Below are 20,592 nucleotides of genomic sequence, written 5' to 3'. Positions count from 1 at the left end.
AAAGGGAGTGGAATTGATGCTGTATTGACATACATTCTCACTCCCTAAAACACTACACTTCCAATATTTTGTTGTCTAGAGTTTTGTTTTGATTTTATTCATCTCGTTTTGATTTTCCAACTAAACTGAATCCAGCAAATAGGCCAAGTACTCCTAGAACTTGAGCCATACCAGAAGAGTGACCCGCAGTTTTTGGAAGTTCTTTTTCCTCCTCTTTTGGAGCTGGGGTAGAGGTTGGAACTGCTGATGGCACTTTTGGAGCTGGGGTAGAGGTTGGAACTGGAGTTGGCGTAACTTGTGGAGTTGGGGTTGGAGTCGGAATTGGAGTTGGGGTAACTTGTGGAATTGGTTGAACATTTCTATAAGTTACAGTTACAACTTGATTATCCGTTTCTGCTGTAATTCCTTGAACCGAATCTACTTTAGCAAGATCAGGTTTGTATCCTGCAATGGTTGGAGACACCACTTCTTCAAAACTTGTCACTCCATCTTTAGAAACCCAAGATGTACTTGTAGTCTTACCTGTTACATTATCGATACTCAGCATACGTGAAAAGCTTACTTGTTCATGATGATCTTCACTTGCTTTTGTACCATCTGCAAATACATAATGAATCGTTCTTTCCACAACTTTTGGAGCATCTTTTTTAACAGTGATTTTATGTTTCAATAGAACTGTATATTCTTGAACTTTTGTTTCATCTGTATCAAAAGTTGCATCTGCAGGGAAACCATCTTCCTGTAATAAGTACCCTTTTTCAAGCAACGATTTCAAAACAGTTTCTGTCGTATAGGCAATCTTTTCTCCTGATTTACCAGTAATATTGTCTGTATGAACGACTTCATTCTTGTTATCAACATCTATGTAACGAACAACTGCAACTTGTTCTGTCTTGACGTAAGTTACCTTTGTATCTTCACCTGGATTTTCAGGTGTAACACTTGTACGCTCTGGTTTGTAGCCTACAATTTCAGGTACTGCTGTTTCTCCAGCTTTACGAGGATCATTTGCATCATTCATGTATTGTGGTTGAGGAGCATTTACAATTACATTTCCAGAAGCATCTACTGGAATGATTTTACCCAAAACTTTATATGTAACTGTATCAGTTGCTTTTGGTAAATCTGGCGTAACTGTCTTGCCACCAGCTTCTGCTTTATTAGCGAAATACCCTGTCACAACTGGTACTTTAACTGTTCCATAGGTATGGTCCTTATTTTCCCAAGTTGTTTCTTTAGTCGCTTCATTATATGATCCCTTGAAGACAAAATCATTTTGCACATTATCTTTAGGAGTTGCAGAACCTGCCCCAGTAAAGCTTACAGTTTGCTCTGTTTCCTTAGATACTGAATCAATAATTTCGTTATATGTTACAAAGGTATCTTTTCCGATGCGATCAGGATCAGATTCATCATTTGGTTCGATTGTCTTGTCAACAATATTATATCCCCAAACAGTTGGTTGCGTATTATTTAATACATGGAATTTTGGAGCCTCAGGAATTTTTGTTTCCGCTGCTTTTGTTGCATCGTTTGGATCATTATCATAGTACTTATAGAGAGCATCTTCAATGTTTTGTACAACCTCTCCTTGTTCATTGATATATTGTCCTTTATTATTGACTGCTACAATACGTCCCATTTCTTTCAAGTCAACATTAACTTCGGTATCTTGAGGAGAATCTGGATTAACCTCCATTGTTCCTACTTTATTTACCGTAGCATAGAACTTTGGTGTAATAGGAGTTCGTACAGCTTTGAACACTGCATTCACGGATGAATCTGCTTCTGAATTAGTCGAACTATCTGGTTCTGCAACAGTAGCACGTTTACCTCTTGATGAACGGAGTACAGAATGCTCACCATTTTCTGTCACAGTTAAACCTACTGGAGACTCTTGAGAATTATTAACTTGTGGAGCTAAAGCTAGTCTTACACTAGATGATCTTACAACCCTTGTTACACTGTTATTTGCTACTGTAGGAGTTGTAGCTGATGGTTGAGATGCTACTGGAGCCACAACATCTTGGTTCTTAATACCAGTAATCTTCCATGGTTCATAATTGATATCACCAGAAACCAAATTCACAAGAGCATTTCGTTCATAACTGATATGTTGATCAATAGTTCCATATGCAGCTTTTCCATTTTTAGAGTAACGGAAGTTAATACGACGGCTTATTGTTTGAGTCAATTTCTCCATTCTCTCGACAGTACGTGGCCAATTTGGTGTATTTGGTTGTCCTGGATTGACTGGGGTGTTTGGTTGTGGTTTAGGATCTTTCGGTGTTACACGTTCAACACGTTCTGAAAGGGTTACAGTGTAGACTTGGTCACGTGCTGTATCGTAGTCATAAACCTTCGCACCACCTGATGTGAATTCATCGCTAACAAGTTTATAGCCTTGTTTCTTGAATTCTGTGATTTGACTTGTTGTGCTGTAGGCAATGGCTTCACCTGACTTACCTGTCACTTCATCTGTTGTGAGAACGCGGTTACCGTTAGTGCTTACATAACGGATAACAGCTTTTTGAGCATCCTTACGATAAGTAACTGTTTCAACACGGTCTTGGTCTTTAGCCTTCACTCCACTTACAGCTGGAATTTCTGATTTATCCGCTGTGTAACCGGCGATGGTTGGTGATACCACTTTATCAAACGTATCATCATTGGTTGTCCAGTCTTGGAAGTCGATATGACCTGTTACCAAGTTGACATTGCTCCAACGTTTGAAGTTCAGTGTTTCAACTACATCATCCTTAGCCTTACTTCCATCTTCGTAAACGTAATGGATGGTACGGCTAACACTTTCCTTGTTGTCCAAGTTTTCAACTGTTCCTGGCCAACGTGGGCTATCTGGTTGTCCTGGATTGACTGGGGTGTTTGGTTGTGGAGTTGGGTTATCTGGGTTAACCGGTTCAACACGCTCTGAAAGGGTTACAGTGTAGACTTGGTCACGTGCTGTATCGTAGTCATAAACCTTCGCACCACCCGCTGTGAATTCATCGCTAACAAGCTTATAGCCTTGTTTCTTGAATTCTGTGATTTGACTTGTTGTGCTGTAGGCAATGGCTTCACCTGACTTACCTGTCACTTCATCTGTTGTGAGAACACGGTTACCGTTAGTGCTTACATAACGGATAATAGCTTTTTGAGCATCCTTACGGTAAGTAACTGTTTCAACACGGTCTTGGTCTTTCGCTTGAACTCCACTTACAGCTGGGATTTCTGATTTATCCGCTGTGTAACCTGCGATGGTTGGAGAGACCACTTTATCAAACGTATCATCATTAGTTGTCCAGTCTTGGAAGTCAATATGACCTGTTACCAAGTTGACATTGCTCCAACGTTTGAAGTTCAGTGTTTCAACCACATCATCCTTAGCTTTACTTCCATCTTCGTAAACATAATGGATGGTACGGCTAACACTTTCCTTGTTATCCAAGTTTTCAACGGTTCCTGGCCAACGTGGGCTATCTGGTTGTCCTGGATTGACTGGGGTGTTTGGTTGTGGAGTTGGGTTATCTGGGTTAACCGGTTCGACACGTTCTGAAAGGGTTACAGTGTAGACTTGGTCACGTGCTGTATCGTAGTCATAAACCTTCGTACCACCTGCTGTGAATTCATCGCTAACAAGCTTGTAACCTTGTTTCTTGAATTCATTGATTTGACTTGTTGTGCTGTAGGCAATGGCTTCACCTGACTTACCTGTCACTTCATCTGTTGTGAGAACACGGTTACCGTTAGTGCTTACATAACGGATAATAGCTTTTTGAGCATCCTTACGGTAAGTAACTGTTTCAACACGGTCTTGGTCTTTCGCTTGAACTCCACTTACAGCTGGGATTTCTGATTTATCCGCTGTGTAACCTGCGATGGTTGGAGAGACCACTTTATCAAACGTATCATCATTAGTTGTCCAGTCTTGGAAGTCAATATGACCTGTTACCAAGTTGACATTGCTCCAACGTTTGAAGTTCAGTGTTTCAACCACATCATCCTTAGCTTTACTTCCATCTTCGTAAACATAATGGATGGTACGGCTAACACTTTCCTTGTTATCCAAGTTTTCAACGGTTCCTGGCCAACGTGGGCTATCTGGTTGTCCTGGATTAACTGGTGTGTTTGGTTGTGGAGTTGGGTTATCTGGGTTAACTGGTTCAACACGCTCTGAAAGGGTTACAGTGTAGACTTGGTCACGTGCTGTATCGTAGTCATAAACCTTCGCACCACCCGCTGTGAATTCATCGCTAACAAGCTTATAGCCTTGTTTCTTGAATTCATTAATTTGACTTGTTGTGCTGTAGGCAATGGCTTCACCTGACTTACCTGTCACTTCATCTGTTGTGAGAACGCGGTTACCGTTAGTGCTTACATAACGGATAACAGCTTTTTGAGCATCCTTACGATAAGTAACTGTTTCAACACGGTCTTGGTCTTTCGCTTGAACTCCACTTACAGCTGGGATTTCTGATTTATCCGCTGTGTAACCTGCGATGGTTGGAGAGACCACTTTATCAAACGTATCATCATTAGTTGTCCAGTCTTGGAAGTCAATATGACCTGTTACCAAGTTGACATTGCTCCAACGTTTGAAGTTCAGTGTTTCAACCACATCATCCTTAGCTTTACTTCCATCTTCGTAAACATAATGGATGGTACGGCTAACACTTTCCTTGTTATCCAAGTTTTCAACGGTTCCTGGCCAACGTGGGCTATCTGGTTGTCCTGGATTAACTGGGGTGTTTGGTTGTGGAGTTGGGTTATCTGGGTTAACCGGTTCGACACGTTCTGAAAGGGTTACAGTGTAGACTTGGTCACGTGCTGTATCGTAGTCATAAACCTTCGTACCACCTGCTGTGAATTCATCGCTAACAAGCTTGTAACCTTGTTTCTTGAATTCATTGATTTGACTTGTTGTGCTGTAGGCAATGGCCTCACCTGACTTACCTGTCACTTCATCTGTTGTGAGAACACGGTTACCGTTAGTGCTTACATAACGGATAACAGCTTTTTGGGCATCCTTACGGTAAGTAACTGTTTCAACACGGTCTTGGTCTTTAGCCTTCACTCCACTTACAGCTGGAATTTCTGATTTATCCGCTGTGTAACCGGCGATGCTTGGAGATACCACTTTATCAAACGTATCATCATTAGTTGCCCAGTCTTGGAAGAAAATTTGACCAGTCACTAAGTTAATACGACTCCAACGTTTGAAGTTCAGTGTTTCAACTACATCATCCTTAGCCTTACTTCCATCTTCGTAAACGTAATGGATGGTACGGCTAACACTTTCCTTGTTGTCCAAGTTTTCAACTGTTCCTGGCCAACGTGGGCTATCTGGTTGTCCTGGATTAACTGGTGTGTTTGGTTGTGGAGTTGGGTTATCTGGGTTAACTGGTTCAACACGCTCTGAAAGGGTTACAGTGTAGACTTGGTCACGTGCTGTATCGTAGTCATAAACCTTCGCACCACCCGCTGTGAATTCATCGCTAACAAGCTTATAGCCTTGTTTCTTGAATTCTGTGATTTGACTTGTTGTGCTGTAGGCAATGGCTTCACCTGACTTACCTGTCACTTCATCTGTTGTGAGAACACGGTTACCGTTAGTGCTTACATAACGGATAATAGCTTTTTGAGCATCCTTACGGTAAGTAACTGTTTCAACACGGTCTTGGTCTTTCGCTTGAACTCCACTTACAGCTGGGATTTCTGATTTATCCGCTGTGTAACCTGCGATGGTTGGAGAGACCACTTTATCAAACGTATCATCATTAGTTGTCCAGTCTTGGAAGTCAATATGACCTGTTACCAAGTTGACATTGCTCCAACGTTTGAAGTTCAGTGTTTCAACCACATCATCCTTAGCTTTACTTCCATCTTCGTAAACATAATGGATGGTACGGCTAACACTTTCCTTGTTATCCAAGTTTTCAACGGTTCCTGGCCAACGTGGGCTATCTGGTTGTCCTGGATTAACTGGTGTGTTTGGTTGTGGAGTTGGGTTATCTGGGTTAACTGGTTCAACACGCTCTGAAAGGGTTACAGTGTAGACTTGGTCACGTGCTGTATCGTAGTCATAAACCTTCGCACCACCTGATGTGAATTCATCGCTAACAAGTTTATAGCCTTGTTTCTTGAATTCATTAATTTGACTTGTTGTGCTGTAGGCAATGGCTTCACCTGACTTACCTGTCACTTCATCTGTTGTGAGAACGCTGTTACCGTTAGTACTTACATAACGGATGATAGCTTTTTGAGCATCCTTACGGTAAGTAACTGTTTCAACACGGTCTTGGTCTTTCGCTTGAACTCCACTTACAGCTGGGATTTCTGATTTATCCGCTGTGTAACCTGCGATGGTTGGAGAGACCACTTTATCAAACGTATCATCATTAGTTGTCCAGTCTTGGAAGTCAATATGACCTGTTACCAAGTTGACATTGCTCCAACGTTTGAAGTTCAGTGTTTCAACCACATCATCCTTAGCTTTACTTCCATCTTCGTAAACATAATGGATGGTACGGCTAACACTTTCCTTGTTATCCAAGTTTTCAACGGTTCCTGGCCAACGTGGGCTATCTGGTTGTCCTGGATTAACTGGTGTGTTTGGTTGTGGAGTTGGGTTATCTGGGTTAACTGGTTCAACACGCTCTGAAAGGGTTACAGTGTAGACTTGGTCACGTGCTGTATCGTAGTCATAAACCTTCGCACCACCCGCTGTGAATTCATCGCTAACAAGCTTATAGCCTTGTTTCTTGAATTCATTAATTTGACTTGTTGTGCTGTAGGCAATGGCTTCACCTGACTTACCTGTCACTTCATCTGTTGTGAGAACGCGGTTACCGTTAGTGCTTACATAACGGATAACAGCTTTTTGAGCATCCTTACGATAAGTAACTGTTTCAACACGGTCTTGGTCTTTCGCTTGAACTCCACTTACAGCTGGGATTTCTGATTTATCCGCTGTGTAACCTGCGATGGTTGGAGAGACCACTTTATCAAACGTATCATCATTAGTTGTCCAGTCTTGGAAGTCAATATGACCTGTTACCAAGTTGACATTGCTCCAACGTTTGAAGTTCAGTGTTTCAACCACATCATCCTTAGCTTTACTTCCATCTTCGTAAACATAATGGATGGTACGGCTAACACTTTCCTTGTTATCCAAGTTTTCAACGGTTCCTGGCCAACGTGGGCTATCTGGTTGTCCTGGATTAACTGGGGTGTTTGGTTGTGGAGTTGGGTTATCTGGGTTAACCGGTTCGACACGTTCTGAAAGGGTTACAGTGTAGACTTGGTCACGTGCTGTATCGTAGTCATAAACCTTCGTACCACCTGCTGTGAATTCATCGCTAACAAGCTTGTAACCTTGTTTCTTGAATTCATTGATTTGACTTGTTGTGCTGTAGGCAATGGCCTCACCTGACTTACCTGTCACTTCATCTGTTGTGAGAACACGGTTACCGTTAGTGCTTACATAACGGATAACAGCTTTTTGGGCATCCTTACGGTAAGTAACTGTTTCAACACGGTCTTGGTCTTTAGCCTTCACTCCACTTACAGCTGGAATTTCTGATTTATCCGCTGTGTAACCGGCGATGCTTGGAGATACCACTTTATCAAACGTATCATCATTAGTTGCCCAGTCTTGGAAGAAAATTTGACCAGTCACTAAGTTAATACGACTCCAACGTTTGAAGTTCAGTGTTTCAACTACATCATCCTTAGCCTTGCTTCCATCTTCGTAAACATAATGGATGGTACGGCTAACACTTTCCTTGTTATCCAAATCATGGACAGTAGCTGGCCAACGTGGGCTATCTGGTTGTCCTGGATTGACTGGGGTGTTTGGTTGTGGAGTTGGGTTATCTGGGTTAACTGGTTCAACACGTTCTGAAAGGGTTACAGTGTAGACTTGGTCACGTGCTGTATCATAGTCATAAACCTTCGCACCACCTGCTGTGAATTCATCGCTGACAAGCTTGTAACCTTGTTTCTTGAATTCATTAATTTGACTTGTTGTGCTGTAGGCAATGGCCTCACCTGACTTACCTGTCACTTCATCTGTTGTGAGAACACGGTTACCGTTAGTGCTTACATAACGGATAACAGCTTTTTGGGCATCCTTACGGTAAGTAACTGTTTCAACACGGTCTTGGTCTTTAGCCTTCACTCCACTTACAGCTGGAATTTCTGATTTATCCGCTGTGTAACCGGCGATGCTTGGAGATACCACTTTATCAAACGTATCATCATTGGTTGTCCAGTCTTGGAAGTCGATATGACCTGTTACCAAGTTGACATTGCTCCAACGTTTGAAGTTCAGTGTTTCAACTACATCATCCTTAGCCTTACTTCCATCTTCGTAAACGTAATGGATGGTACGGCTAACACTTTCCTTGTTGTCCAAGTTTTCAACTGTTCCTGGCCAACGTGGGCTATCTGGTTGTCCTGGATTGACTGGGGTGTTTGGTTGTGGAGTTGGGTTATCTGGGTTAACTGGTTCAACACGTTCTGAAAGGGTTACAGTGTAGACTTGGTCACGTGCTGTATCGTAGTCATAAACCTTCGCACCACCTGATGTGAATTCATCGCTAACAAGTTTATAGCCTTGTTTCTTGAATTCATTAATTTGACTTGTTGTGCTGTAGGCAATGGCTTCACCTGACTTACCTGTCACTTCATCTGTTGTGAGAACGCTGTTACCGTTAGTACTTACATAACGGATGATAGCTTTTTGATTTTCTTTTTCAATGACTACATTAGAATCTTTACCAACAGCATCTAAATCATTATCATCGTTTGGATCAATAGTTTTTGTTTCTGCATCATATCCGTGAATAGATTGGTTGTCACTAATTTTCCAACCAACTGGTGCTTGAGGAATTTCAGTAACATCTGCTCTTGTTGTGTCATTAAAATCGTTTCTATATTGTCGACGAATAGCATCTTCTTTATTCTCGACTACCTCACCATTTGCATTGATGTAATGTCCATCTTTGTCGACTAAATTGATATAACCTAAATCTTTATACCAAACATTAACAACTGTTTCATTTATATAGTCTGGGTTAACTGTTAACTCATCAACACTCTTGGCATCTGCGTAGAAACCTGGATTAACTGGTGTCATAACTTTCTTGAAGGTATAATCCAAATCTCCGATAGCACGTTTCCGACGACGTGAACTACCTTGTGCTGCATGAGCCTCAATAGCACTCTTTAATCTCAAGCTCGCTTCTTGATCTAACGGAATATTCCATCCGCCTTTTATATTTGCCTTTGCATCTTCAACTCGAAGTCCCTTTACAGGTTTTAAGGCAGTTTTATCTTTTTCTACTGACTCTTTATCTACTTCAGAAGTTTGTTCAGCTACTTTTGATTCTGCATTTTTCTTTTCGGCAGATTCAATTTTGTTCACTACTTCAGTTTTATCAGTAACTTTAGTCGTAGTCGCCCCTCTAAGTTCCAAAGCAATAACTGCAGCTTGAAGTTCAGACTCTGCTTGAGATAATTCTGATTCTGTCACCTTTGCTCTGTTTAGTAATACTTGAGCAGATTGAAGACTAGATTGAAGACGTTTCACACTTTCTTCAGTGTATAACTTAAGCTCCAATTTTTCAGCACGCGAAAGAGCTGTTAACAATTTTGACTTGTCAACAGCATCTTGCTGTGTTACTTCTTCTTTTTTATCTTTTGCCTCTTCAACTTTTTCTGCTGGCGCTTTAGCTTCATCAGATTTAGCTGGAGTTACTTCTACTGGGATGGCAACAGTTGGAGCTGCGTAGGTTGTTTCTTTTTTAGGTGTAGAAACTTCTGCTGGTTTAGTAGTTTCTTCTACCTTATCAACAGAAACACTATTAGTTGCTTCTGGATGTTGTTCCTTCGCTTGTACTGCTTGCGCATTAGCGGCAGTTCCCAAGACTAAGGCTGTCCCAAGCAAGACACTAGCCGCACCAAAGTGATACTTACGAATAGAGTATCGTTGTTGCATGCTATACCAGTCAAATGATTTCTTATGTGAATACTTCATTTTAAACTCCTAGATAGTATTTTATAATTCCTAATGTACAACTATTTGATATATAAATCAATATTATCCAAGTAATTACTATATCGTATTTCTGTCTATGAAAGCCCTTTATTATATTCTATTTTTTTTTGAATTATCAGAACGTTTTTTTGATTCTAGTTTTTTTGTTATATTAAAACAAAAATGTGATATAATAAATTAAGGAGGAAAATATATATATGCGTAACCTTTTATCTACGAAAGATCAGCGACAATTACGTTTAATGGAAACCCTAATTCAACATCGCGATTGGTTGAAATTACATGAACTTGCCGACAAGTTAGGATGTACTGAGCGAATCTTAAAAAGTGATTTAAATGAATTGCGTGCTGAATTTCCAACTATCGACATCCAATCTTCTGTTAACGGAATCATGATAGATTTAGAAGTTAACACTAGTGTAGAAGTTGTATATCAATATTTTCTAGCTCATTCTCAATCTTTTCAATTACTAGAGTATATGTTCTTCAATGAGGGGTTACCTATTTATCGAACGATAGAAAATCTTCACTCTAGTAATGCCAACCTCTATCGATTGGGCAGAAATATTACAAAAACTCTGTCAACTCAATTCCAAATTGAACTATCATTTACTCCATCCGAAATACGTGGCAATGAAATCGATATTCGCTATTTTTTTGCCCAATATTTTTCTGAGCGCTATTATTTCCTAGACTGGCCTTTTCCTGACCTTCCTGAAGAGGATTTAACAGAGTTTGCTGATTTCTTCTATAAAATCACGAATTACCCGATGCACTTTTCAATTTATAGAATGTATAAATTGATGCTGGCTATCAGTATCCACCGCATCAAAAATGGTCATTTTATCGACTTACCCAATCATTTCTATGATGAATACTATCCTATATTGGAAAGTATTCCAAACTTTGAGGAGTTACTTGCCCATTTTTCTGAAAAATTGGGACTGGAAATCACTCCAGATATCATCGCACAAATTTTTATATCCTTTATTCAAAACAATCTTTTCTTAGATCCTCAAGAATTCTTCAACTCTTTAGAAGATAACAGTGAAGCAAGATACTCTTACCAATTACTTAGTCAAATATTAGAACGCCTAGCAAAACAATATAAGATTACTTTTACTAACCACGATGAGCTTATTTGGCATTTACACAACACTGCTTTCTTTGAAAGACAGGAAATCTTTTCTACCCCAATCTTATTTGAACAAAAAGCATTGACGATTAAAAAATTTGAAGTTTACTTCCCAGACTTTATGGGAAGTGCACGTCAAGAACTGGCCCAATATCGTCAGGCAATTGGACAGCATGACCATCCTGAACAGTTGGAACACTTGATGTACACCATCTTAACCCATGCTGAAAACCTCTCTACTCAGTTGTTAGAAAATCGACCACCTATCAAGGTTTTGATTATCAGTAATTTTGACCATGCTATATCCCTTACCTTTGTTGATATGCTTTCCTACTACTGTAATAACCGCTTTACCTTCGATACTTGGGATGAATTGGAAACGAGTCCTGAGATTTTAAATCAGACAGGTTATGATATCATCGTGTCTAATTTCTATATTCCAGGAATTACCAAGAAGTTTATTTGTCAAAATCATCTGTCAATAATGGATTTGGTTAATCATCTTAATACTTTATCAAATGAGATTCATTTGTCCAATACTTTATAAGCTAGAAAAAAGTCAGCATAATCCTGCTGACTTTTTCTCTTATCTGATTTCTAAACTTCCTTAACAAAAACCAATTCCTGTGGTTGTGACAAATCTTCTCGGTAGGCAAATCCGGCAAAGTTCAAGCGACGTGCTTCCTCCACAGTTTGTACTTGATTTTCTATTAGAGATGTTAGGAAGGCACCACGCGCTTTCTTTGAAATAGTTGAATGAATCTTCAGCTGACCACCCTTGTCCTCCATGAATTTGAAGGTTACCATTTTTTCTCTGATTTCCTTAGAAAATACTGTCTCAAACTCGGATGACAAGAGGGAGAAAATTAGGTCTTCCTTCTTCACAGCTTCATCGTAGGCTGCCTTCCAATGGCTCTTCAAAGTCTTACCAGCGACTTTTAACTTCATCAAAAAGTCCAAACGGTGAGGCGCCATAGGTGACAAGGCTGGAACAACACCGTACAAAGCCGAGGTAATAAAGACATGATTTTCAAGATAGGCTTGTTCTACCTCGGTCAATTTATCTCGCTTGATATGGCGATACATGAGCCCATCAAAAAGTTTCAAGGCTGGATAGTGTTGAGCAGTTTGACTTTTCAAAGCTTGGATATTTTGAAATTCTTCCGTCGCTTTCTCGGCTGAAACTTTGTAAAAACTCTCCAATTGACTGGCAGAATAGAGAGCCAAGGCATCCAGCACGGCCTGACTTTCTGGTTTTAAAGGAGCGGCTTCAATACTTGGCAAATCTGTGTTCATTTCTTTTGCTGTTGGGATTAAAATTTTCATATTAATAGTGTAGCATATTTTTTAGCCACAACCAAGAAATTCATCTGAAAAACCTCGGTTTGACCGAGGTTTATCTTACTGCACTTTAAATGTCTTGAGATAATTGTCTTTACCTACTTGACCTTCGAAGGTTTTACCATTTTCGAGGTAAGGGAGGTCATCAGATGCAGAGGCCTTGACCTTGTAAATCTTGCCATCAACTTTAAAGAAGTAGACGGTATCACCCTTGATAACAGCTGATTTGAGGTCTGCTACCACACCCTTGATACTTTCAGTTGTTGCATTGTCAATCTCAAGGTCGTTTTTATTGGCATATTTACTGAGCAGTTCTTCTACTGTAGTAGCTACGATAACATTTTGGTACTCGACTGCGTCCACCAAAGCATACTCTTTGACCAAACCAGCATTGTCCTTCAAGCCCATGATGTAGAGAGGCTTGTCATTGAGGTTGATGAGGATTGGGAAGGTTGCCTTATAGGATTTCTCCTGAACAGCACCTTCGGCTGATTCACGGGCGGATTCTTCGGTCGCAGAAGCCAAGCTATACTTCGTGATTTCTCCTGTTCGCATATTTTCAAGAATGAAACCAAGATTACTTTCATCTGCATTGGCCGATGTCACACCTGTGTAGAGATAGATGTCATTGCCTATAGACAAGTAATTATAGCCCTTGGTAGTCTGGGTCACGTTTTTCTTGGAAATCATGGCATTCCAGAAACCGTCCTTGTACTTGCCGTTATAGTTGATTTGCTCAATTGTTTCCTCAGCTGGATAAACCCTGTCCACCCATTCTGGAACATCTGCCAAACTGTATTCCTTGGTGTCTCCATTTGTGGCATCCAAGATAATGACTGAAACAGGACGAGGAACCGCAAGCCCAAATTGCTTTTGGTAAACCGTTGCTACATAGAAAGGATTTCCCTCATCGTCCACCTCAAAAGATGGAGTCTTGAAGATTTTAGTTGGGTACTTCAAGCGCAGGTGGCGTTTGACATCACGGTTAAAATACTCCGAGTCAGAATACTTGATTGGTGTCTTCAAGTCCACCAAGTTGGCATTTCCAGTTACCATGTCCACCTTGATATACTCGCCGATTCCCTTGGCTTGATTGTTAAACCACTTGATAGGGTCTGCGTATTCTAGTGGTGTAACCCGATAAGGTTTCCCATCAATCGTCAATTGGGTATAGGTGTCTGCGGCTACGTACTGCGACACCTTATCCGTTAGGGAACCCAAGTAGCGGTCCCCAATTTTTTCAGCGGTACTTCTATCTAAGATAGGAACCTTACTGGTGTCAGTCTTAGGAAATTCAGTAAAGTCTTTTTCCGTCACCGTGACTACATTGGCATAATTTTTAGCCTGAAAAATGCTGGAGGTCACCAAGGAAACTAAACCAGCTAAGAGAAGAATTCCTCCAATAGAAGCTAAAAGGATTTTCCCTAATCGATTGATTTTGAAACCCTCAAGATTTAAAGCAGCTTCCGCCTTGCCGTGGCGCACATGAACCGTTTTGACCAGATTGATTCCCTTGCCAAAGCCAAATAAAATAGCCACAAGCAGCATATGCCCACAGAGGAAAAAGAGAAATTCCCAGCTGGTCAGGTTAAGAGGCGGTAAAAAGATATACCAGGTCGTTGCGATAAAAAGCAGTTCAAAGACTATTCGTTTCATTTGATTTCCTCCTAAATGATTCGTCCTTCCAAGTGATCCAGTTCATGCTGGCAAATCTGAGCTGGGAAGCCTGTCAAAGTAATGGTCTGTTCCTTCCACTTGCTGTCACGATAGGACACCGTAATCATTTCATAACGGGTCGTCGGTCTCTCACCTGTCAAGGATAAACAGCCTTCTTCCGTCTCATAAGCTCCTTCAGAGGACAGGAGCACTGGATTAAACATGACCACAGGAACCAAGCCAAGATTAAAGATAATCACGCGCTTCTGCACCCCAATCATATTGGCAGCCAGACCGACACAAGTCTCACGATTTGCTAAGAGTGTATCCTGCAAATCTCTGGCGAGATACAGATCATCCTGACTTGCCGGCTGAGATATCTGAGATAAAAACAAAATATCCTTCACAATTTTCTTTTCCACTTCTGCTCACTCCTCTTGCTTTTTACTATATTATAGCAATTATAGCACAAAAGACGGCAACTGCAAGCCCTTTCCCTTAACTGTAACAAAAAGCCATCCGAAGATGACTTTCTTTTTAAATCGCATTCTTGTCAAAGCCGAGTTTACGTTGGATAAACTTAACGATTTCGACGATGATAATCATTGAGAAGCTTCCGCCCATGACGATTCTCCATTGAGACAAGTCTAGTTTAGTTACGTGGAAGATTCCTTCAAGCGGCTCTACGACGATTGTTGCCATGAGAAGAATGAAGGATACCAAGATAGACCAGTTAAAGGTCTTAGACTTGAATGGGCCAACTGTCAAGATGGATTGGTAGACAGACTTGACATTGTAAGCATGGAAGAGCTGAATCAAACCAAGGGTTGCAAAGGCCATAGTAAGGGCATCCGCATGAATGGCATGATTGTCACCCACATGAACTGGGTAAGCAATCGCAAGGCCATAAACACTCATAACAATAGCTGCTTGGAGTACACCTTGATAGATGATAGAACTCAAAACACCACCTGAGAAGAAGCTTGCCTTGCGTCCACGTGGTTTATGATTCATGACACCAGGCTCAGCAGGTTCAACACCTAGAGCGATAGCTGGGAAAGTATCGGTTACCAAGTTGATCCACAAAAGATGAACTGGCTGTAAAACGTCCCAACCAAACAAAGTTGATAGGAAGATGGTTAATACTTCAGCAGTATTGGCAGAAAGTAAGTACTGAATAGTCTTTTGAATGTTTGAGAAGACCTTACGTCCTTCTTCAACTGCAACAATAATAGTCGCAAAGTTATCATCTGCAAGAATCATGTCAGAAGCCCCCTTAGAAACCTCTGTACCAGTGATTCCCATACCGATACCGATATCGGCTGTTTTCAGAGCTGGCGCATCATTGACACCGTCACCTGTCATGGCAACGACTTTACCTTGTTTTTGCCAAGCCTTGACGATACGAACCTTGTGTTCTGGAGACACACGGGCATAAACAGAGTATTGACCAACTACTTTTTCAAAGTCTTCATCAGATAGTTCGTTGAGTTCAGCACCAGTTAAAACGTGGCCTTCGGTATCATTTGCATCAATGATTCCCAAACGTTTGGCAATAGCTTCTGCAGTGTCTTGGTGGTCACCCGTAATCATGATTGGACGAATTCCCGCCTCCTTAGCCACACGAACAGCCTCAGCTGCCTCAGGACGTTCAGGGTCAATCATCCCAATCAAACCAGTAAAGATTAAATCATTTTCCAGTTCTTCAGAAGTAAGATTTTCTGGAATGCTGTCAATAATCTTATAAGCACCTGCAAGGACACGCAAGGCTTGGTGGGCCATTTCAGAGTTGTTTGTATGAATGAGGTTTGTAACCTTCTCATCAATCGGAGCAATATCCCCAGCCTTATCACGAAGAACACAACGTTTCAAAAGTTGGTCTGGCGCACCTTTGACTGCTACAAGGAAATGACCATCTGGCAATGGGTGAACCGTTGACATGAGCTTACGGTCAGAGTCAAATGGTAACTCAGCCACACGTGGATATTTCTCTAAGAAACCTTTGACATCGTAACCCTTGTCCAAGGCATATTGGATGAAGGCTGTTTCTGTTGGATCACCAATCAGGTTGCCTTCCACATCGATTTTCGTATCATTGGCCAAGACAACTGAACGAAGTAAAGGCATTTCAAGACCTAGCTCAATGTCATCAGCTGAGTCATGTAAGACTGCATCATAGAAGACTTTTTCGACGGTCATCTTGTTCATGGTAAGCGTACCAGTCTTATCAGAAGCGATGATTTCAGTTGAACCAAGCGTTTCTACAGCTAGCAACTTACGAACGATAGAGTTTCGTTTGGCCAAAACTTGAGTACCAAGGGCAAGAACGATGGTCACGATAGCAGGAAGTCCTTCTGGGATGGCTGCAACGGCAAGCGCAACAGAGGTCATCAACTCACCAAGTGGATTTTTCCCTTGAATGAAGACACCCACTACAAAAGTAACAAGGGCAATGACCAAGATAGCATAGGTCAAGACCTTAGAAAGGTTATTCAAGTTTTGTTTAAGTGGTGTATCCGTCTCATCCGCATCTTGGAGCATACCTGCGATGTGACCAACTTCAGTGTACATCCCTGTATTGATAACAACACCAAGACCACGACCATAAGTCACATTTGAGTTTTGGAAGGCCATATTGACACGGTCACCAATACCAGCATCTGCAGCAAGTTCAACTGTCAAGTCTTTTTCGACTGGCACAGACTCACCTGTAAGAGCTGCTTCTTCAATTTTAAGAGAGCTTGCTTCAATCAAACGTAGGTCTGCAGGTACTACATCACCTGCTTCAAGGGAAACAATATCTCCTGGAACCAATTCTTTAGAGTCAATCTCCGCCATATGCCCATCACGAAGAACGCGGGCAGCTGGACTAGACATGGATTTGAGAGCTTCGATCGCTTCTTCGGCTTTTCCTTCTTGGTAAACACCAAAGGCAGCATTGATGATTACCACGGCTAAGATGATAATGGCATCTGCGATATCTTCCCCACCAGAAGTCACGACTGACAAGATTGCTGCCGCAACTAGGATGATAATCATCAAATCCTTAAATTGCTCGATGAATTTGACCAGGATTGATCGTTTCTCGCCTTCTTCGAGTTCATTGTGGCCAAATTCTGCAATGCGCTTTTCCGCCTCACTTGATGACAAACCTTGCTCGGTCGCATCCACAGCCTTCAAGGCCTCTTCAGGACTCTGAGTGTAAAACGCTTGGCGTTTTTGTTCTTTTGACATGTGTCTCCTCCTTGACATTGTGTGCAAAACAGACTCTCTTTTCCCTCATCGCATCTTTTCACGACAAACAAAAAGAAACCTGTTAATCATAACAAGTCTCGCTGTTTAAGATAGGGCCGGAAAGCATACTTTTCAGTATAAAATTCGGAATGACGACACTATCACAGGTTTCTGCCAGCTACTCCCTTGAGTAGTACTATTATACCAAATTTTCAAGAATTTTCAAGATGAAGAATGTTTTTCAACATTTGATTTCTCGGAATTTTTTAAAAATAGCAATGGGATGAGTAAAGGCATAATCATCATATATGCATAAGAATATCTAAAATAGTTTACAATTGGGGAATATATACATGTTAAAATGATTGACACAACAAAAAATACTACTGGGAGAAGCCTCTTATCTCTTTTCAATATTGCGAACATTAAAATTAAAAGTAAACCAATTGTATAAAATCCAGGTCTATAGAGCAATCCAATAACTGACGAATCACCAAGAGCCCAATGTATTTCATAAACATATTTATAGAGTTTATCATACATATTGTCTCCCTGAGAAAAAGTCATTCCTTTATCATATATTTTTTTATTTCCAAACCAATTATTTTCGCGACTATACATAGCCACATAATAACTTGATACATAAGCCATATCAGGAATATTATATATATACCAGTAAGAAACGGATAAATTTAAAATAGCATCGATATATGTCTTAGGATGATTTCTATACCCCTTCCACCATACTTTAAAGAATTCCCGTTCTTTTCCCTTGAACTGCTCATTCTTCATTGCATTTTTTATAGGATCTGCTTCACTATATAAAAAATTTTTATTATTATCTAATCCTAATGTCGAATCATAGAATTCTAATTCAGATTTAGTAAAACTTTCTGGATGATAATAAACGGCTGCTGCTAATTGTTGAAACCTAGATGATAAATAATCATATTTTTTCTGTGATTCCTCTGGTTTTAATATAGTATTTCCTAATGTATTAAACACCAAGGTTACTAAAACTGAAATTATTACATATTTTGCTATTTGCTTCTTATACATCTTACTATATAAAAAAAGTAAAACAACCCCTACTAATACATAGATGACTGCTTTTCTATGTAACATATATACCCCTAAAAAAGAGAAAATAAATAAGGGTAAGCTATAAACATTAGAAAAAAAACGACTTGGTAAATATATCATAAATACCATAGATAAGAAAAATAAAAGTAAAAAATCAACTAAGTAAACGTCTTTATATAGAGCAAAACTCATGATAATGAAATCAGAAAAGCAAGCATAGAAAAGAAATAGTCCAATCTTTAAATATATATTTATATTAAAAATCTCAAAAAATTTATAAATAACAAAAACTACAACAACTGAGGTAATAATTAAAGTCAAAAAGTTAAAAATTGAAACACCAATTCCTAAGCTTTCAAAGTATTTAATTCCTAATTTTGAAAATAGACTAACAACCCAGGTGTATATATATGGGTGTGAATTTGTCAAAGGCCAATAACCCAATCCTTCTTGAATAGTATACATACTATCCCAAGTTGTAGATCCCGGGAAAAAAATACAAAACATAAAAACACGAACCAATATAAATGGTAATAGCATCAACAAATATAGTTTTTTTCTAAAATATTTTTTCTCAGTATTAATCGAATACAATGTTAGGTGTTTAAACCAATTTAATAATAGTCTTAGTAAAGTATTAATAGCAAAAAAGGAAATCAAAACAAGAAGCAAAAATGCCAGAATTGAAAATTTATTTACAGTCCCTCTTAAAGTAGAATGTGTATAAGTAACATCACTCCCTACGATATGTAGAATCGAAAGTAATAAAGCAGATATACTCACTATTAAATTTTCTCTAACTTCCAATCTCGTTAGTTTAGAATTACTAAAAAAATAGATAGATAAAAGAAAAATAACTGTAGAAGTCAGTACATCAGTTTGGAATAATTTAAATAATGATTTAAGGTCTACTACTTGTAGTGTTCTATTAAAAGTTAACATCAATGTCAAACAGCAAGCTACTGATATCTCGAATAATAAATTTGATTTTTTTGTATATTCAGCAAGCACTATCTAAACACCCACCTTCTTTGAACTTGGTAACTGGCAAGAAATAAAAGTGTATCAACCAGTATTTTAATGGCTGTTTCAGAACCTGAAAACATATTCCAAATAACTGTTACCATTGCTGCAGATAATAACATTTGGAAAACCGCCAAGCTATAGTATTTAACAATCGTTTTATGAATTCTTTTTTCACCATCAAATACAAAATTCTTATTCATTGTAAAATTAAAATAAGATGAGATTATTCTTGCCAAAATAGTCGATAATAGAATCAACAGTGCACCCCTATGAATTCCTGCGGATAAAGAAATCCACAGGAACAACTGAAACAATCCAATATCAACTAAAAAAGAAGAAAGAGAAGATAACAAATATTTAAAGAATGATGCAAAGATTACTTTATAAATTCTCAATGAATCTTTAATAGGATTGAAATGAGTTTCAGCATTACCATCAAAGTAAATGGTTTCGATAGTTATTTCTTTTATTGGAATTGATTTATCAAATGTATGTATTAACATTTTAGTTTCAAACTCAAACCGTTCACCTGGAATTTCTAACATATCATGCAGAATTGCCTTTGGAAAGCCTCGAAGTCCAGTCTGAGTATCTGTAATTTTTCGACCATAAAGTAATTTAAATACTAATTTTGTAAGCTTATTCCCAAATTCACTTTTGGGTGGTACATTTTCAGAATCAAAATCACGACAACCTAAAATTAGCGAATCTGAATTGTTAGAAATCGAATAAACCATAGATAAGACATCTTCAACTCTATGCTGTCCATCTGAATCTGCAGTAACAATCCCATTATATTCTTCTACATTTGGCATTGTCAAAAAGTGGTTAAATGCATTTTTTAATGCACGCCCTTTTCCTAAATTTTTTGCATGAGTTAATATTTGGCACCCATACTCATCTCTGAGTCTTTCAAAAATATTTTCAAATTCAGGCCTACTTCCATCATTTACAATTAAAATATTTTCTAGTCCTGATTCTATCAGTTTAGCTACATAATCAATCAGTGCAACTGGCGGATTTAGAGCTGGGATAACAATTAAAGTCTTTATCATTTAAT

General features: G+C 39.4%; 8 protein-coding genes. 1 reads left to right on the top strand and 7 read right to left on the bottom strand.

Going from position 1 to position 20,592, the window contains the following annotated elements; translation table 11 throughout:
• Positions 1-94 precede the first annotated feature (94 nt).
• Positions 95-10,036 (bottom strand): mucin-binding protein, encoded by a 9,942-nt coding sequence (locus tag KB197_RS03715; RefSeq protein ID WP_421127853.1) that lies wholly within the window; start codon positions 10,034-10,036, stop codon positions 95-97.
• A 218-nt stretch (positions 10,037-10,254) separates the two neighbouring features.
• Here KB197_RS03715 and KB197_RS03710 point away from each other — a divergent pair, with 218 nt between their 5' ends.
• Positions 10,255-11,739, top strand: coding sequence for a M protein trans-acting positive regulator PRD domain-containing protein (locus tag KB197_RS03710; RefSeq protein WP_212573424.1), 1,485 nt, complete (start codon positions 10,255-10,257; stop codon positions 11,737-11,739).
• A gap of 50 nt (positions 11,740-11,789) precedes the next feature.
• On the opposite strand, the gene yaaA is transcribed toward KB197_RS03710, so the two are convergent.
• From yaaA to KB197_RS03680, 6 genes are all read right to left on the bottom strand, one after another.
• Complete coding sequence (gene yaaA / locus KB197_RS03705) at positions 11,790-12,518, bottom strand: peroxide stress protein YaaA (RefSeq protein WP_212573425.1); 729 nt, start codon at positions 12,516-12,518, stop codon at positions 11,790-11,792.
• A gap of 75 nt (positions 12,519-12,593) precedes the next feature.
• Positions 12,594-14,189, bottom strand: coding sequence for a hypothetical protein (locus KB197_RS03700; RefSeq protein ID WP_212573426.1), 1,596 nt, complete (start codon positions 14,187-14,189; stop codon positions 12,594-12,596).
• Between the two features lie 11 nt (positions 14,190-14,200).
• A complete protein-coding gene (locus KB197_RS03695) occupies positions 14,201-14,611 on the bottom strand; it encodes a peptide deformylase (protein ID WP_212573427.1) in 411 nt (136 codons plus the stop codon).
• Positions 14,612-14,726: 115 nt separating this feature from the next.
• Entirely contained in the window at positions 14,727-17,423 is a 2,697-nt protein-coding gene (locus KB197_RS03690; RefSeq protein WP_212573428.1) for a cation-translocating P-type ATPase, read from the bottom strand.
• 222 nt (positions 17,424-17,645) lie between these two features.
• The gene (locus KB197_RS03685; protein WP_064275953.1) at positions 17,646-19,517 is read right to left on the bottom strand and encodes a DUF6020 family protein; all 1,872 of its coding nucleotides are present in this window, start codon (positions 19,515-19,517) and stop codon (positions 17,646-17,648) included.
• On the bottom strand, positions 19,517-20,587 hold the full coding sequence (locus tag KB197_RS03680; protein WP_064275954.1) for a glycosyltransferase: 1,071 nt from the start codon (positions 20,585-20,587) through the stop codon (positions 19,517-19,519). Before KB197_RS03680 ends, KB197_RS03685 begins: the two co-directional genes overlap by 1 nt.
• Positions 20,588-20,592: the final 5 nt, after the last annotated feature.

It is taken from the genome of Streptococcus sp. 11-4097 (genome assembly GCF_018215285.2).
Classification (GTDB): domain Bacteria; phylum Bacillota; class Bacilli; order Lactobacillales; family Streptococcaceae; genus Streptococcus.
The sequence above is the reverse complement of the archived record's forward strand: the minus strand, read 5'-3'. Positions and strand labels throughout refer to the sequence as shown.

Coding starts and splice junctions, on each gene's coding strand:
- KB197_RS03715 (WP_421127853.1), bottom strand. CDS start 10,036: ATGAAGTATTCACATAAGAAATCATTTGACTGGTATAGCATGCAACAA.
- KB197_RS03710 (WP_212573424.1), top strand. CDS start 10,255: ATGCGTAACCTTTTATCTACGAAAGATCAGCGACAATTACGTTTAATG.
- yaaA (WP_212573425.1), bottom strand. CDS start 12,518: ATGAAAATTTTAATCCCAACAGCAAAAGAAATGAACACAGATTTGCCA.
- KB197_RS03700 (WP_212573426.1), bottom strand. CDS start 14,189: ATGAAACGAATAGTCTTTGAACTGCTTTTTATCGCAACGACCTGGTAT.
- KB197_RS03690 (WP_212573428.1), bottom strand. CDS start 17,423: ATGTCAAAAGAACAAAAACGCCAAGCGTTTTACACTCAGAGTCCTGAA.
- KB197_RS03680 (WP_064275954.1), bottom strand. CDS start 20,587: ATGATAAAGACTTTAATTGTTATCCCAGCTCTAAATCCGCCAGTTGCA.